The following is a 16493-nucleotide window of genomic DNA, read 5'->3' on the forward strand; positions in this document are numbered from 1 at the left end:
ATACAAAACAGCTAAAAGCAGGTGTTAATGTGCCTTACATGGACACAAAAAAATGCTATCAAGTTAAATCGTGCTACCGGCTCACCGCATAACCTTCAACCAACGGAAAGGGTAAAATACGCCATGACACAGACCAAAGTAGACACGGTATATTATAGCATTACCCGCGGCGACAGCCCCCTGGTAGCCACCGCCATCCACAACGGGCACGAGGTGCGCCACAACCTGCGGCCCCTGTTCAACCTTACCCCTGCAGAACGGCTGCGCGAGGAGGACCCTTTTACAGGCGAGTGGGTGGATATTACGGATAACCAGATTGTGGGCCATTACTCCCGCTTTGAGCTGGACCTGAACCGCTCGCCCGAGAAGGCCATTTACCGCAAGCCCGAAGATGCCTGGGGCCTGCAGGTCTGGAAGGAGGCGCTGCCCGAGGAGTTGGCGCAGGAGTCGATGATGCGCTACGATAAATTTTATGAGGATGTAAAGCAGATGCTGGGCGAACTGCTGAGCGAGCACGGCTGCCTCGTCATCTACGATCTCCATACGTACAACCACCGCCGCGAAGGCCCCTCCGGCCCCGCCGCCGACCCTGAAAGCAACCCGGAGGTGAACATCGGCACCGGCAACATGAACCGGGAGAAGTGGGCACCGGTGGTGGAGGCGCTCATGCACAGCCTGGGCAACTACAATTACCGCGGCCGCATGCTGGATGTGCGCGAAAACGTCAAGTTTGAGGGGGGCCACTTTATGCGCTGGATACATGACACCTTCGGCGACAGGGTGTGCGTGATGAGCATCGAGTTCAAGAAGTTCTTTATGGACGAGTGGACTGGCGAGCCCGACCAGGCGCAGGTGCAGGAGATACGGCAGGCGCTGCAGCAAAGCACCCGCCCCGTGCTGGAGGCACTGGCGCAGGTATGCCAGGTGTAGTTTTTTGACAAAGGACCAGTTGACAAAAGACATGTAAGGCATCAGGATAGGCTGTAAAAGTCTTTTGTCGAACTGTCTATCCACCTAGAAAAGAATGATTGAAAGTATAACTGGAGATTTCATTAAGAAAACAACCCGTAGCCTGAAGCGGGGCAAGCAGGTGCACCGCCGCCTGCCCGAGGGTGGGCTGCTGTACATCGACCGGCCCCTGCCCTTCCTTATACTTTTCCGCCACCCTGCCGGCCAGCCCGACCACGCCACGGCCAACTTTCTCAAAGCCTTTGCCTCCTACATTATCTCCCACGAGGAACGCACCGAGGAGCTACGGCCGCTGGTGCAAAGTATAGCGCAGGCCATGGCTGGCAAGTTCGGTGCTTTTATGGTCATAGAGTTGATGGCTGCTCCTACCCCGGATGCGCCGCTCTTTAAGGTACTGGGGCCGGAGGAGCAGCTGCCTACCACCACCCAAACCCTGGAGCAAGAGCTGCAAAGTATAAAGCTGACCGGCATACCCACTTCTGTGGAGGTTGCCAGTAACGCGCCGCTACTGCAGGAGCCGCACTGCCTGCTGCCCGAGGAACAGCTGAAGAAATACAGTATCCTGATGTTGGGGCTGCAGCTGAAGCCCATCTACAAAAACGCCGACGGAACCGTATACCCACTGCTGCTGCGCGCGCTGCGCCAGAAACTGACCAACGCCCTCATGAAAACCGTGTTCAACTTCGTGAGCGTGCAAACTACCCACAAGCCGGTGCATTTTCAGGCGCTGGGGCGGCAGGCAGTTAACCGGGTAGCGTGGCGCATCGACCGGCAGCTGGCAAGTATAAGCGACCAGTTCCGGTTCCTGCTGCTGGTGACGCCGGTTAACAACAACGAGGCCTGGGAAGAGTTCAGGAAAGCAAAGTATAGCAAGGCGCCCACCTTCCATTACCGCCTCATGCCCATCGATGCCGACCAGCTCAAGCGCAAGCTCTACAACATCCCCATCGAGAAGGTGGATGACCCTACCCTGGGCTACCTCTTCCGCGACAAGCGCCACGAGCTCGACAAGATGATCACCATGCTCTCGGACCGCAATACGCCTGACTTCCTCTACAGCAGCATGCAGCTCTACGGCACCGTGGACGACCAACTACTGAAAGTAGCCGAAGGGATTCTGGCCGCCGTGCCCGCGCCCGAACAAAGTATAAAAACTGAGTTTATGCCTGTACCGGAGTTTGTGGCGCAGGCCGAGCAGGAGATCGCTTTTCTGCGGGAGCAGTACCCGGCACTGGACTCCGGCGTGGATGTGCGGGACGACGTGGTGGGGCTTATTGTATCCAAGGGCAGGCTTAACGTGGGCACCGACGCCAAAATTCCGCGCCACCGCGCCCAGGCCCTGATCCAGCACGAAATAGGTACTCACGTCCTGACCTACTTTAACGGCAAAGCGCAGCCGCTGCAGCAGCTCTACGTGGGTAGTCCCGGCTATGAGGAGCTGCAGGAGGGGCTGGCCGTGCTAAGCGAGTGGCTGGTAGGTGGCCTGGACCAAGCCCGGATGCGCACCCTTGCAGCGCGCGTGGTGGCTGTGTACCACCTGACCAAAGGCTGCAGCTTTACCGACAACTTCCGGCGGCTGAAGGAGGAGTACCATTTTGACGACGAAGCGGCCTGGAACGTGGCCATGCGCGTGCACCGCGGCGGCGGCCTCACCAAGGATGCAGTCTACCTGCGCGGCCTGGTGCACCTGCTCGCGTACCTGAAGGCTGGAAACGAGCTGGAGCCACTGCTTATCGGCAAAATCCGGCAGGACTACATCCCCATCGTGCAGGAGCTCATCTACCGCCGGGTGCTGCGCCCCATGCCCCTGCGGCCGCGCTACCTCCTCGACCCGCAGCTCCAACCCAAGCTCGAACAACTAAAAGCCGGCATTTCAGTATTTAACCTACTGTAATCTTCCGACCAGTTCAATCAACATTCATTATCACCCACATGACAATAGGATTTGTAGTAAACAACATAGAGACGGAGAAGCCGCAGTACTCCACCATTTTCCTGGCGCAGCGCATGCACAACAAAGGACACCAGGTATACCTGATGGGCGTAGGCGACCTGGCCTACTACCCCGACGGCTACATGGGCGCCGAGGCCGTGCACGCCGACCCAAACCACAAGTATAAATCGCCGGCCACGTACCTGGAGGCCATCCAGGGCGAGAAAGCCCGGAAAGTACGCGTCACGGCTCCGGAGCTGGATGTGCTCATGCTCCGCAACGACCCCTCTTCGGAAGGAGAAGGGCGCGCCTGGGCCCAGAGCGCCGGCATCATTTTCGGGCAGCTGGCCCTGCGCCACGGCGTCATCGTGCTCAACGACCCGACCAAACTCTCCGACGCGGTGAACAAGATGTACTTTCAGCACTTTCCGGAGGAGGTGCGGCCGCACACGCTCATCACCCGCGACAAGAACGAGATACGGGAGTTTTTTGAGGCGCAGAAGAACAACATCATCCTCAAGCCGCTGCAGGGCTCCGGCGGCTCGGGCGTGTTCCTCGTGAAGAAGAACGACACCACCAACCTGAACCAGATTGTGGAAGCCATCAGCCGCGACGGCTACGTGATTGCCCAGGAGTACCTGCCCCAGGCCGTGGAAGGCGATGTGCGCCTGATTGTAGTGAACGGGGAGGCGCTGCAGTACAAAGGAAAGTACTGCGCCATTCACCGCGTTACGGGCAAGGACGATATCCGCAGCAACATACACGCCGGTGGTTCCTCGCGGGCAGCCAAGATCACCCAACCCATGCTGGACCTGGTGGAGCTCGTAAGGCCCAAGCTGATACAGGACGGGATGTTTCTGGTGGGGCTCGACATAGTGGGCGACAAGCTGATGGAGATAAACGTGTTTAGCCCCGGCGGCCTGGTGAATGCCAGCGAACTGGAAGGGGTGGACTTCTCAGAGCCGATTATAGCGGCCCTGGAGCGAAAGGTGCACTACAAGAAAACCTACGATACCCAGATAAGCAACAAGACCGTGGCGATGATCTAGCGCACCTACAGGTGCTATACTTTAAAAGCAGGAGGCAACTCCTGCTTTTTTATTTTCCGGACACAGGCATGCATACTTCAGCCCATGTTATAACGTTATTTAACCAGAGCATCCTTTAGCTTGTGCCGCTTCTTATTTTATTGGAAGCGCCTCCAAACTATAAATAACTGTGCTTTAGACACTTATTGGGATTAAGAGGAGAGAATAGCGAATTTGGAAAAATCTTTTCTGATTTTCCTTTTGAAAGAAGAAATTAAGGGGTAATTTTGCACCCGAATTGAGAGGGGTACTTTACCGGAGGGCTAATATAGTATAACATATACTTACCATACAAGCCTTGTTGCGATTTTTTTTCTAAAAATTTTTGATGCCGCAACATCAATTCAAGAGGCAGCAAACATTAATAGCAGAGCCTCCACTTAAAGAGACGTTTGTACACAAAAGATAAGGTTAGATAAAGTTTAGATTAGTTTAGTTTGTTTTAAGGTGAGAGAAAGCCCCGTCATTAAATGGCGGGGCTTTTCTCATTTTATACTTTATACTGCTATACTTCGCCCTGCACCAGCAGCCAGCCTGCCAGCACAGCCAGCGGCAGAACGGCCAGCACCAGCTTCAGCACCACGCCCGGCGCCGCCGTGCCCGAGCGCCAGGAGCCCTTGCTGAAAGTATAGCGGCTGCTCACCACTAGCGAGAAGAGCACCAGCACCGCCAACAGGATATGCAGGATCTGCAGCACCTGGGGCACCTCAGCGCCGGCGGCCCACACCCGCATACCCACGCGCACCAGCCACGGCACCATGGCCAGCGAGCACAGCAGGGCCAACAGCGTGCCCACCTTAATCCGGAACAACGTAATCCAGGAGGCCACCCCAAATAGCGTCACCCCCGCCAGCAGAGCCGTATCGGAGTAAACATTGTGCTGAGCCGATACATAGCCCCTGAAAAAAAGTATAACCGTTGCCATGGCAACGCCCGTGAGAAAGTATAGCAGATACCGCGTCATATTAGGGTATCATACTTTAAAAAGGCCTTTTCGGATACCGGAAGTTCTGCTACGCTATACTTTCTTATATCTGTACTTCCTCTTCTGCCGCGGGCTGCTCCTCTGCCAGATCGTGTTCAGGCGCATGGAGGCGCTCCACAAACGTGCATTTCACCCGAGAAGACATCAGGAAGTATGGAATCCAGATACAAGCGCCCACCAGGGACCGGAACAAAGCAGAGCCGATGTTGCCGCCCGGCAGGCTGATAGAAAACGCATAGACAACCAATAGCTCGAACAGCACAAAACCCAAGGCACTTCCATAGAACACAACCATCAGCCTTGGCACGCTGGTGCGGCGTTTGAGGTAGAGCGTTAGCAGGAGCACGTTAAACACCAGGAAGGCGATGTTCATCACAAACTCCAGGAAAAGCAGGCCTGCCAGCGCAGGCGAGTAGGCCCCGGATCCGGTATCCAACAGGCCCTGCCACAGGTTGCCGTTCAGGAATCCGCTCGTCAGGAAAGTGGATAAGATGCCTAGCGGGGAGAGAATCAACCCGATCAATGGTGCGATAACCCAGCCCCCTATCCTCTCGGCATCGTAGTCCGACACATCGGCCAGCGGCTCCGGATCCCAGAAGTATAGCTTGTAGGCGGCAAATCCAAAAATACCCAGCAGCAGCACCATGGCCAAAACCATCCCCCAGCTCACTTTAAAGTTGCTCACGCTCTCCACGAAGCCTTTGTTATAGGTAAGGCCGTAGGTGATGTTGTCGAGCATGGCCTTTTGGTTGCGCAGGTAAGTGGGCGTAGCCTCGGCGGTGACATGGTCTACCTTGGTCTGGTACATCATGTCGATATCCAGCTCGGTGCCGTTGGGGCTATAGGTAATCTTCTTCGTGAACAGGAAAGCGTCATCGTCTATCCGCTGCGTGGCGTTATCCACCGGCCAGGCCTGTGGCAGCAGCACCCGTATACTTAGCTCCACGTGCACGGGGTGCCCCAGCGCCATCGGCATGGTGCGCTTGCTGCTCTGCAGCTGGTTGATGTAACCCGTGATGGCCAGGGGCGAGAACCAGCCTTCCAGCACCTGGTCGTTTTTATGCTGCGGCTGCCAGAAACCCGGAATTTTATATTTCTCTACTACGATAAACTTGTTGGCGTACTCGTAGTCTTCTACAACCGGGTCTGCGGCTGTCTCAATTTCGGGGTAGATGTTGGCGTAGAAGTCGAGGTAATTCTTCTTGATGTCCTGGATGCTGGTAGTGGCAAAGCTGCTTCGCTGGCGGTCGGCATCGGCTCCGGTGTACTCGGTGCGCACCTCCAGCACCACATCCTCCTCTATACTTTGGATATAGTAAATCTCACGCACTTTTACAGTAGGCGCCTTCGCTACAGGCTGCTCCACAGGAGTAAGCGCCTTTGCCCCCGGCTCCAGCACCAGCGCCTGGCCGTAGGGCGGCAGGTAGGTGCTGGCAAAATCGCCGCGCTGCTTGCTTAGGGTGGCATCGTACCAGAAGTGCGCCCCGCCCAGCATCTCTACCCGCACAATGCAGTGGTTGAAGGCAAACGGAGAGGCAGGCAAATCCTGAATGTGGCCCTGCAGCGTGGTGTTCACCAGCGCCGGATTTGCCTTAATGTTCATCTGGCCCAGCATGTACACCAGCAGCAGCGCCTTGTCTTTGCAGTCGCCGAAGCGGCTTTGGAACACCTCGTTTGGTTGGCGTGGCTTAAAGCCTCCTATGCCCGCTTCAAAGCCCAAGTAACGCACCTCGTCCTGCACCACCCGCAGCGCAGCTATTACGCGCCCCTCGTCGCTGCCAGCCACTGCCTTGATGCTGTCTATCTTCGCCTGAAGCCCCTTGCCTGGCTTTTCCTTCACCTCATAGAGCGGGAGCGCCCACGTGGCCACCTCCTGCCAGTTTTCGTACTCCGACACATACACGCCAGGATAAGGGTCGTACCAAGCAGGGATGTTGTTGTCTACGTGGGTGGCGGGCAGGTCTTTCAGGTGCCAGGTATAGGTTTTGGCTCCGTTAGCAGAGGTAACGGAGGGCTTGGGCGCGTCGCGGTGGTACTTAAAGTGCAGCTTTCGGGCCTGGGGTACGATGATGTTCACCAGCATTTCATCCACCGGGTCGTACTGCTGCAGGTTAAAAGAGGTAAAAAACTTGCCGTCGAACACGGGATTGCGCCCTTTCAACGTATAGGCATAGTCTACCACGTCCCCCACCCTAATGTCGTCCAGCACCAGGATAGCTGTCAGGCTCTCATCGTAGATGCCCGCATCCATACCTGCCTCGCGCTGGATAACCTTTACTTTGCTCAGGTCGAGCTTGTCAATCGCCTTGCCGTTGCGCCAGACCTGCACCCGATGCAGCTGCAGCTGCTCGAAACTCGGGTCAAAGCTCAGCCTGATTTCGGAGGAGTACTGCACACCCTCTTCAGTCAGGAGTTTATAGGTGTTCTGGCGGTATACTTCCTCCCGCTCCACCTCGTGCTGCAGGCTCAGAAGCAGGTAGTGAAAGCCACCGTTCACATCGTTAGAAGTGATGCTGGTAGCGTTGCGCAAGGGTAGTTTCATCACCCAGCCTGGCTCGGGAGTAACAGACACGCCTTTGGGAGCGGCCACGGCAGCGCTTTGCCACAGGCAGCATACAAGCAGCAGCAGCAGTGTAAGGGCTCTGTTAAGTTTGTTTTCTTTGTAGAAGTGCGTCATATAGTGCTAAGGTTTAATAATTTGCGCGTTAAATATAGTACAATTTATGTTATAGGATAAAGCTGCTAAGTGAAAAACGATGTCCCAAGGTGAGGCCCGCTTAAACAATTCCCGCTGCTGCCTGTATAGTTATATGGCCCAGCCCAAAGTATGCCTATGGATAAAGAGCGAAAAGGAACGAGAGACACGACAAACCAACAAGATAAAAAAAGCCTGCGCGAGCAGGTGGGTGCGCTGAAGAACCTGCCCAAGTTCTTCCGGCTAATCTGGGAGACGAGCCCTGGCCTGACGATTGCCAACCTGCTGCTACGCCTGGTGAAGTCCGCCCTGCCGCTGGCCATGCTGTACGTGGGCAAGCTTATTATTGACGAGGTCATCCACCTGATTGACGTGACAGGAGAGCGGAACCTGACCTACCTCTGGACGCTGGTGGCGCTGGAACTGGGCCTGGCCGTGGTTTCAGATTTGATTAACCGGGGCATTACGCTGGTGGATAGCCTGCTGGGCGACTTGTTCTCGAACCGCACCTCAGTGGTGTTGATTGAACACGCCGCCAAGCTGGACCTGGCACAGTTTGAGGACGCCACCTTTTACGACAAGTTGGAGCGGGCGCGGCGGCAGACGGTCACGCGGGTGGTGCTCATGTCGCAGGTGCTCTCGCAGCTGCAGGATATCGTGACGATTGGCTTTCTGGCGGTGGGTTTGATTGCGTTTAACCCCTGGCTCATCCTTATACTTCTGATAGCGGTAATCCCTTCGTTCCTGGGCGAGACGCACTTTAACGAGCGCAGCTACTCCCTTTCCCGCTCCTGGACACCCGAGCGCCGCGAGCTGGACTACCTGCGCTACATCGGCGCTTCCGACGAAACGGCCAAGGAGATAAAGACCTTCAACCTCTCGGGCTTTCTGGCAAAGCGCTTCAAGGAGTTGTCAGACAAGTATTACCTGCTCAACAAGAACCTCACTATCCGGCGGGCGGTTTGGGGCAGTGCCCTCTCCGCGCTGGGTACTCTGGCATACTACGGAGCCTACATTTTTATACTTTCCGCCACCGTAGCGGGTACCATTACGGTGGGTAGCCTCACCTTTCTGGCCGGCTCGTTCAGCAACATGCGGGGCCTGCTGCAGGGCATCATGACCCGTTTCTCCCAGATAGCTGAGAGCGCTTTATACTTGCAGGATTTGTTCGATTTCCTGGAGCTGCAGCCGCAGATAATGCCGCCTGCCAACCCGCTGCCCGTACCCCGGCCCATCCAGCAGGGTTTTACGTTTGAGGGCGTCGGCTTCAAGTACCACAACTCCGAGAAATGGGCGGTACGGCACCTGTCGTTCCATTTAAGGGCTGGCGAGAAACTGGCTTTGGTGGGCGAGAACGGGGCCGGTAAAACGACGCTGGTCAAGTTGCTGGCCCGCCTGTACGAGCCCACCGAGGGGCGTATACTTTTAGATGGAATAGACCTGCGCGAGTATGACCTGAACGACTTGCGCCACCAGGTGGGCATCATTTTCCAGGATTACGTGCGCTTCCAGATGACGGCCTCCGACAACATCGCTATTGGCCAGATCAGCAACATAGGAGACAAGGAGCGTATCCAGGGATCTGCCCAAAAGAGCCTGGCCGATTTGGTGATCCAGCGCCTGCCGGACAAGTATGACCAAGTGTTGGGCAAGCGCTTTAACAAAGGCGTGGAGCTGTCGGGAGGCGAGTGGCAGAAGGTGGCCCTGGCCCGCGCCTACATGCGCGACGCGCAGCTGCTTATCCTCGACGAACCCACTTCCGCCCTGGATGCCCGCGCCGAGCACGAGGTGTTCCTGCGCTTCTCGGAGCTCATAGAGGGACGCACTGCCGTGCTCATCTCCCACCGCTTCTCCACCGTGCGCATGGCCGACCGGATTCTGTTTCTGGAGCAGGGGCAGCTAAAAGAACTGGGCTCGCATGAGGAACTGCTGGCGCAGAACGGCAAGTATGCCGAGCTGTTCCACCTGCAGGCGAAGGGGTATTTGTAAGCTGGCTATACTTTGAGCTAAACGTAATTTGCTGTCTGGTTAGAACTTTGCCCCACCCGGCTAATCCAGCTCCCTGATTTCCACCTTGCGGAAGTCGATGGCCTGGCCTTCGCTCTGCAAGGCAATAAACCCTTCGCTAAGTAACTTACCGTCCTGCTTTATGGCCGGGTCGAAGTTATTGACCACACCGCCGCCAATCTGGGGCTGGGTGTACTGCAGCACCGTATCGCCGTTGATGATGTGTTTTACCAGCGAATCCCCCAGTACGATAAGCTCTGCCCGCACCCACTCGTTTATGCCATAGGTTTTGGAACTGGAGTTGATGCAATGCACGGGGGCTATCTCTCCTTCAAACACCACTTCGGTGCCTGGCGAGCACATATTGCCCGTGGGGCGCGGCTTGCCATCTTCGAGTGCCGCTAGAAACTGCATCTCCACCGAAATGGGCCAGTCCTGCTCTCGCGGCATGGTTCTCGGGTCCTGGGAGTGGAACATGACGCCGCTGTTTCTTTTCGTGTACCCAGGAGCATCTTCCTGCCATTCATCCACAAAGCGGTACTCTACCACCAGGTGGTAACGGGAAAACGGTTGCTTGTAATACAGGTGCCCGAACTGGTCGTTAAAGTCCCCATACTGGTCGTAGCGCACTTTCAGTATCCCATCCTCTACCCTGAAGGTATTGCCGAAGTTCTCTCCCACCTCGTGGTGATGGATCTTCACAATCCAGTCGTCCATGTCCTTCCCGTTGAAAAGAGACACCCATTCCGCTTTCTTTTCTCTCTCTATGGTGTCAGTATTTGCCTGTTCTGGTGCTGAAGGTGTACAGGCCAGCAGCATGAAAGGGAAAACCCACATAATCCGGATTGCCGTGCGTTTCCAAAGGGTGATTTCTTTTGACATGGTAATAAGGGTGGAAGAAAGTATGACGTAAACAATGGCTTGCTGATTACTCGCAGCAAAGGCCCTGAATCTGCTAATATAGGTAGCTTCTGTTAAATCAGCCCTATTACCTACCTAACACCTTCTCTAAGTGGAATCTTCTCTTCCAGGAAGATAAGAAGTATGGAAAGGCCGCGATGCCGTGCTCATCTCCCACCACTCTTCTGTGCATGGCCTACCGGATTCTGTCTCTGGAGCAGGAACAGCTAAAGGAACTAGGCTCGCATGAGGAGTTGCTGGGGCAAAACGGCAAGTATAACGGGTTGTGCCAACTGCAGGCGAAGGGGCAGCTGTAAGATGTTACTCTACCGCGTCCGTCTCCTTTCTTCTCAGGTTGATTTTGTGGTTGACGATCAGGCGAATGATGTCCCGGCTATAGAACTGGCTTCCGGAAGCCCGCTGCTGAAACCACTTTAGATACCCTGCTTCCAGGTTTATACTTTTATGAATGGGGTAGCTCAGGCCTAGGTAAATACGGTTCTGGTCAAACCTGTTATTGGCCACTCGCTTTCCGGCGTTAATCATAATCTCATCGTTTACCCGAACCCTTAAAGCCTGCTGCCGGATGAGGAAGAGCGGGTACTCCAGCGATAAACGGTACCGGAAGCGGTAATTGGCCTGGTAGCCCTCGGCCAGATCCTCATTGGCAGTGTTTCTAAAGTAGCGCCTTTCTGCGCGGTACCGGTGGGCAATGGTCAGTTTGTTTAGCGCCTGCCTGTAATCGAGCTGGAGGTGTGGCCGGAGCTCCGGCACAACCAGGTTTTCAGTAGATTTGGGTTCTTGCGGACTCTGCAGAGAGTACATAAAGCCAACGGAGGCATCCCAGTTATTTCCCAGTTGACGCCGCAACTGGCTCCGGACAAGAAAATGGTGCTGCGCATCGGGATTCATGAACCGCCGTTCCTCCACTTCGGTATTTACCAGCCACTTGGGATGCAGTTCCAGCGTGTTGTGATATCCATACCATATCAATTGCTGATGCGTCACCTGCTTGGCAGTACCCTGAGAAAAAGCACAGGAAACAGCCAGCAAATACGCCAAAACGAAGCAAAGGCCATATGCTAAGTATGAACACACCATCCTCTTTTCCGCTGTCCTAAAATTTACTTGCTACATGGCAGGCATCAGATTGCCTGCTGCGCCTTCACCCAGGCGCTATTACGGCGTGTGAGCTCTTGCGCCAGATCGTGTGCCTGCTGCCGTATCTCGCGCAGCGCGGTGGACTCGTACAGCATTCCTTTCCGGGAGGGGCCCAAAGTATACAAGCCGGCAATAGGGTGTCCCGCTTTGCCCTGCAGCGCGCCGCCAGGGGTCGTTACCAGGCCCAACTTCAGCTCGTCGGGCATCATCATACCATCGGCCAGCAATTGCCGGACCAGCGGTGCTTTTATTTTGGCAAAGTCGGATTGGGGGCCGGTGCAGTTAATGACCCGGGTTACTGTTAGCTGTTCCTGGTGCGCACGCTTTCTTGGCTTCAGCGTAACGCAGGCCCTTTCCCCTATTTGTTGTATATCCACTATACTTGCTGCGATTACTTCCAGCTGCCCCTCTATCCGGAGCTGCTGCAGGAGCGCCGCTGAACTGGCGGGCATGCGGTGGCGGTGTGTTTCCCAATAAGGGCGGAGGTGGCGCAGAAAGGCCTTTTTTTCTGACGCAGAGAAAGCCTGCCAGACAGCGGGTATGTCATCGCGAAGGGCATCCAGCACGTCCCTCCAGGTATAGCCGTTTGCCTCAGCCCGGTTTATCTCCCTTCTGATGAAGCGGAAGGCTTCCAGGGCCGACAGCCCATCGCGCAGCGGCAAGTTGATTTTAAGAGGGTATGGCGTATCTGGGTCGCACGGCTGGGGCAGCAAGCCATGCCGCGACACGACGTATACCTTCCCCTTATGCCCCTGCGCCTGCAGGCTTCCCACCAGGTCTACCATCGTCAGGCTGGAGCCAATGAGCAGCACCGGGGCCTCTGCAGGCAGGTTCGCCAGCGCCTTCGCTGACCAGGGCGAGGCAACGTATAAATCGCTTTGGTAAAACTCCTGGTGCGGGATGGGCAGGTTAGCCGGCGGGAAGTTGCCGAATGCCAGCACCACCTTATCAGCCTGTATTGCCTCGCCGTTTCCGAGCTCAATTCGAAAAGCAGCTTCTTCTCTTTTTACCGCCACAGCCTCGTCGTACACCCGGCTAAACGTTACCCCTTGGCCCTTACGCGCCTCTGCCTCCAGCAAGCGCGCCTTCAGGTAATCGCCAAAAATATGCCGGGGTATAAAGTCTGTCTCCCGGACAGGCAAGCGGAGGTGCCGGCCATACTTGTGCTGGTGTTCTGCCAGCCAAGTATAGAAGTCATCAGGTTTATCAGGAAAGAGGCTCATGGAGGCTGCAGGAACGTTTAAGGGCTGAAAGGGCAACTGGCTGCCGTAGGCTACGCCCCGGTGCATCCTGTACCTGTCCTGCTCTACAAGACAGATTGTGGTGCCGCTGGGGGCATTTTGTAGCAAATGGATGGCTGTCAGCGTACCGCTCAGCCCCCCTCCTATAATCCCAATCACCATGGTTGCTGTTGTTAGTTGCCTGAAAATATTCTGAGTTCCAGATGACCTGTTACTGGCTGGCCTTCTGCTCCGGGGAGTCTGATGGGTAGCGCGGGCTTGCACCACCCGCCCTAGCTAAAAAGTACCTTCGTTTTACGGGAGCCGTCTTTCAGGGTTAGTGCGCAGCCTTGTTCAGGAGCAGGCTATGCTGCTATACTTGCGCTGCATAAGCGCCAGCGTTCTTTGCCTTATCCACGTGGAACATCCTTAGGTACAGGGGAGAAGCAATTATAAGGAAGATGAGAGTAAGCCGAACAGCTATACTTTTACTCCTGATCTAACCAGGCTACGGCCTCCTCGTAAGTATCGAACCGTTTCGACAGCAGGTGGCTCTGCGACAGCGTTTCCTCTACCTGCAGCCTGGCGATGCGGTCGGTGGGGCACACAAAGGCGCTTTTGCTTAGCCCTGCTCCTTGCAGCAACTCAAAAGCCTCTATGTGCAGGCTCATAATCGCCTGCGGATGTGTGATCAGGGTGCTTAGATCGAGCAGTAGCTTAAAGCCTGGTTTCACGGCAGCCTTTGCCTTTTTGAGGTCTGGGAGGTAATCGGGCACCAGCGCCAGGTTCTTCCAATAGCCTTTGATGATAAAGTGCAGGCTGTTTTTATGCGGAATGTACAGCAGCGTGTAGCACTGGTTTTCAGCAATCAGTGTGTGGGAGTTATCCTGTACGGTGTTTTTATCGTCGGTGCTATACATGCTTTGATAACATACGCATAACACGCAGGCGATACTTTGTACTTTCTAAGGTAAAGTATAAACTTTGGTGCTTTCTGATTGCACGGGTAGCACAGCACGAAATTCTGTATCAGGTTGATAGGGAAAGGATACTTACAAGTAGCTAGCTGCGCATCAGGCCGCCCAGCCCATGCACCACACCGTTTTTGAGCCGGAGGTTAGGCTGCTCTACGCGAATGCCGTTAGCAAGTATGCCATCTCTTTGGCGGAAAAACCTGATGCTTGCCGTACCACACACCGATTTAAAGGGCTTGCCATCTTTCAGGTCCTGCTCTAGGTAAGCACCCCGCACAATGTGGCTGGAGAGTATGGCGCGCAGGCGCTCCGGCGACTCGTTGCTTATACTTTGCAGGGCGCTTTCCGGGGGCGCGAAAAAGGTAATCTGCTCCTCGCCTGACAGCAGCGGCGAAAAACCGGCCTTGGTCACCAGACCGGCCAGCACCGGCCGCTCCCGCACCAGGTACTCCATTATCGTCTGGCTTTCCTGCGCCTGTGCAGCCGGAAACCAGGCCATATACAGTACAATTAGCAGGACGCCAATATATCGGTTCTTCAGTTTCAGCCTCATGGCGAATAGGGTTTTATCTGCTATGTTATACGTAGCACGTTCCCTAAACGCCGGCTTTAACTTATACTTGGCTGCGGTTTATAGTGCAATTTCCTAGAAGATGCTCCACTGCCAGCCCGCTATCTGCCTGAAAAAGTTTGGCAAGGCAGCCGGCACCAGCGCCAGGCTCAGCACAAAGCCGTATACCGCTCCATAGAAGTGGGCGTCGTGGTTGATGTTGTCGCCCATGCGCTTGCCGGAGTAGTACGAGTAAATCATGTACAGAATACCGAAGATAAAGCCTGGCAGGCACAGAAAAGCGAAAAGGCAGATATCCAGCGTCGGGAAGAAAAGGATGCTGGAGAACACGATACTGGCCACACCGCCCGAGGCACCCAGCGCGCGGTAAGACGGGTCGTTGCGGTGCTTTAAGTAAGTCGGGATATCCGATATGATGATGCCGCCCAGGTACACGAGCAAGTATAACAGCAGGCCAGTCGTAGAGCCGTAGGCTGACTTAAACACATACTCCACCACATCGCCGAAGAAAAACAGCGTGAACATGTTGAACAGCAGGTGCATGAAATCGGCATGCAGGAAGCCGGAAGTAATGAAGCGGTACCAGGAGTTGTCGCGCTGTATGGCATAGGGATGAAAGATCCATTTGTGCGTCAGGCCCTGGTTTTGCCAGGCGTACAGCGAAATGCCAACAGTGATGATGATCAGGATAATGGTAACGCTCATGCTTTTCTTCTGAAGAGGTGGAGGAATGAATCAGAACAAAGATAAAAGACAAAGCCGAATGCCGCCTACTAAATATTGCCGCTTTCGCTGCGTTTATACTTTACTGGCTGGTAAAACCGGCTCCGGAAGTATAAAACCCGGTTGACGAAAATATTGCTTATCTTACCACAAACCCCTATTCATGCCTGTTGAAAGGCACTAAAATCACTCTATGGAAAAATTTGTAATCTTTGACATGGATGGCGTACTCGTAGACAGCGAACCCATCCACATGGAACTAGAGAAACTGCTTTTTAAGCAACTGAACATAGATGTATCTACCACCTTGCACCACAGTTTCGTGGGCATGGCGCCCAAAAGAGTATGGGAAAAGCTGATCCAGGAGTTCAACCTGACTCATACCGTTGAGGAGCTTTTCCAGCTCGAAAAGGAGGTGAAGCACGCCGAGCTGCAGGCCCGGCAAATACAGTGCATCCCGGCCGTAGACACTTTGCTTGCCACCTTAAAAGAGAACGGCTACCGCCTCTCCGTGGCGTCTTCCTCCCCCCACCTCATCATCGACCTGGTTCTCGAGAAGCTGGACTTCAGGCATTACTTCGACTATGTGGTGAGCAGCGAGGACGTGCGCGACGGGAAGCCTTCGCCGGATATCTTTCTGGAAGTGGCGCAGCGTTACCAGGTAGCACCGAGCCAGTTTATTGTGATAGAGGACAGCAGCAACGGCGTGAAAGCCGCCAAGGCCGCCGGCATGAAGTGCATCGGCTATAAATCCGCCAACTCCGGCAATCAGGACCTTTCCCTGGCCGATTTGGTAACCGAGGATTTTAGCCAGCTGCACCTGGAGGACTTCGAAAAGCTGCGCAAGGACGCTTCCAACGTATAAGCCGCTTAAACTAGCTGGTCCTTTTCATTCTCTTTATTTTGTCATCCTGAAAGGATCTTGGTAGCGTATAGTAGATGCTTAACCTCCCTTCTACCAAGTTTCTAAACAGAATGACAGATGGTTTGAAGGCAAGTATAAATTCCACAGCCTGTAAGCGGTGAAGTTTATACTTTCGTTGCTTGTGCTTTTATACTTGCGTTACCTGCATTTTTAAGTGTGAAATCCAAATTCTTACTAAACTTTGGAATTTGCTTGTTCTATTTCTGGGTAACTATATACCTAACTTGGAACAAGCCAGGTGGTAATATAGCTGCCATTTTCTTATTTACAGGTTTGTTTCTTCTACACCTTATTGTAGTGTTGATTTTTGTAGTAAGGAATAGAGGACCCGTGAAGTACAGT

14 protein-coding genes are annotated in these 16493 nt (G+C 54.6%); 6 read left to right on the forward strand and 8 right to left on the reverse strand.

Annotated elements, in window-relative coordinates; translation table 11 throughout:
• The first annotated feature begins 123 nt into the window (after window positions 1-123).
• From BM040_RS10265 to BM040_RS10275, 3 genes are all read left to right on the forward strand, one after another.
• On the forward strand, window positions 124-930 hold the full coding sequence (locus BM040_RS10265; protein WP_092100807.1) for an N-formylglutamate amidohydrolase: 807 nt from the start codon (window positions 124-126) through the stop codon (window positions 928-930).
• Window positions 931-1024: 94 nt separating this feature from the next.
• Window positions 1025-2863: a peptidase MATCAP family protein gene (locus BM040_RS10270; protein WP_092100808.1), complete on the forward strand. Its 1839-nt coding sequence runs from the start codon at window positions 1025-1027 to the stop codon at window positions 2861-2863.
• 38 nt (window positions 2864-2901) lie between these two features.
• Window positions 2902-3951, forward strand: coding sequence for a glutathione synthetase (locus BM040_RS10275; protein ID WP_092100810.1), 1050 nt, complete (start codon window positions 2902-2904; stop codon window positions 3949-3951).
• Between the two features lie 544 nt (window positions 3952-4495).
• Here the strand turns inward: BM040_RS10275 and BM040_RS10280 are convergent.
• Window positions 4496-4954: a hypothetical protein gene (locus BM040_RS10280; protein ID WP_092100813.1), complete on the reverse strand. Its 459-nt coding sequence runs from the start codon at window positions 4952-4954 to the stop codon at window positions 4496-4498.
• 64 nt (window positions 4955-5018) lie between these two features.
• Window positions 5019-7652, reverse strand: a complete 2634-nt coding sequence (locus tag BM040_RS10285; RefSeq protein WP_092100815.1) for a DUF3857 domain-containing protein — start codon at window positions 7650-7652, stop codon at window positions 5019-5021.
• Window positions 7653-7808: 156 nt separating this feature from the next.
• On the opposite strand from BM040_RS10285, the gene BM040_RS10290 reads away from it, so the two are divergent.
• Window positions 7809-9659, forward strand: a complete 1851-nt coding sequence (locus BM040_RS10290) for an ABC transporter ATP-binding protein (RefSeq protein ID WP_092100817.1) — start codon at window positions 7809-7811, stop codon at window positions 9657-9659.
• Window positions 9660-9719: 60 nt separating this feature from the next.
• Here BM040_RS10290 and BM040_RS10295 read toward each other — a convergent pair whose 3' ends face one another.
• The gene (locus BM040_RS10295; protein WP_245756181.1) at window positions 9720-10559 is read right to left on the reverse strand and encodes a 3-keto-disaccharide hydrolase; all 840 of its coding nucleotides are present in this window, start codon (window positions 10557-10559) and stop codon (window positions 9720-9722) included.
• A gap of 209 nt (window positions 10560-10768) precedes the next feature.
• Between BM040_RS10295 and BM040_RS22075 the strand changes: the two genes are divergently transcribed.
• Window positions 10769-10894: a hypothetical protein gene (locus BM040_RS22075; protein WP_262502452.1), complete on the forward strand. Its 126-nt coding sequence runs from the start codon at window positions 10769-10771 to the stop codon at window positions 10892-10894.
• A gap of 4 nt (window positions 10895-10898) precedes the next feature.
• On the opposite strand, the gene BM040_RS10305 is transcribed toward BM040_RS22075, so the two are convergent.
• The 5 genes from BM040_RS10305 to BM040_RS10325 all read right to left on the reverse strand — a co-directional run bounded on the left by BM040_RS10305 (window position 10899) and on the right by BM040_RS10325 (window position 15208).
• The gene (locus tag BM040_RS10305; RefSeq protein WP_175491035.1) at window positions 10899-11585 is read right to left on the reverse strand and encodes a DUF2490 domain-containing protein; all 687 of its coding nucleotides are present in this window, start codon (window positions 11583-11585) and stop codon (window positions 10899-10901) included.
• A gap of 137 nt (window positions 11586-11722) precedes the next feature.
• A complete protein-coding gene (locus BM040_RS10310) occupies window positions 11723-13141 on the reverse strand; it encodes an FAD/NAD(P)-binding protein (protein WP_092100819.1) in 1419 nt (472 codons plus the stop codon).
• A gap of 305 nt (window positions 13142-13446) precedes the next feature.
• Window positions 13447-13878, reverse strand: coding sequence for a hypothetical protein (locus BM040_RS10315; protein ID WP_092100821.1), 432 nt, complete (start codon window positions 13876-13878; stop codon window positions 13447-13449).
• A 142-nt stretch (window positions 13879-14020) separates the two neighbouring features.
• On the reverse strand, window positions 14021-14485 hold the full coding sequence (locus tag BM040_RS10320) for a fasciclin domain-containing protein (RefSeq protein WP_092100823.1): 465 nt from the start codon (window positions 14483-14485) through the stop codon (window positions 14021-14023).
• 93 nt (window positions 14486-14578) lie between these two features.
• The gene (locus tag BM040_RS10325) at window positions 14579-15208 is read right to left on the reverse strand and encodes a rhomboid family intramembrane serine protease (protein ID WP_092100825.1); all 630 of its coding nucleotides are present in this window, start codon (window positions 15206-15208) and stop codon (window positions 14579-14581) included.
• Window positions 15209-15419: 211 nt separating this feature from the next.
• Here BM040_RS10325 and BM040_RS10330 point away from each other — a divergent pair, with 211 nt between their 5' ends.
• A complete protein-coding gene (locus tag BM040_RS10330) occupies window positions 15420-16091 on the forward strand; it encodes an HAD family hydrolase (RefSeq protein WP_092100827.1) in 672 nt (223 codons plus the stop codon).
• Window positions 16092-16493: the final 402 nt, after the last annotated feature.

The sequence above is a fragment of the Pontibacter chinhatensis genome (genome assembly GCF_900113285.1).
GTDB lineage: Bacteria > Bacteroidota > Bacteroidia > Cytophagales > Hymenobacteraceae > Pontibacter > Pontibacter chinhatensis.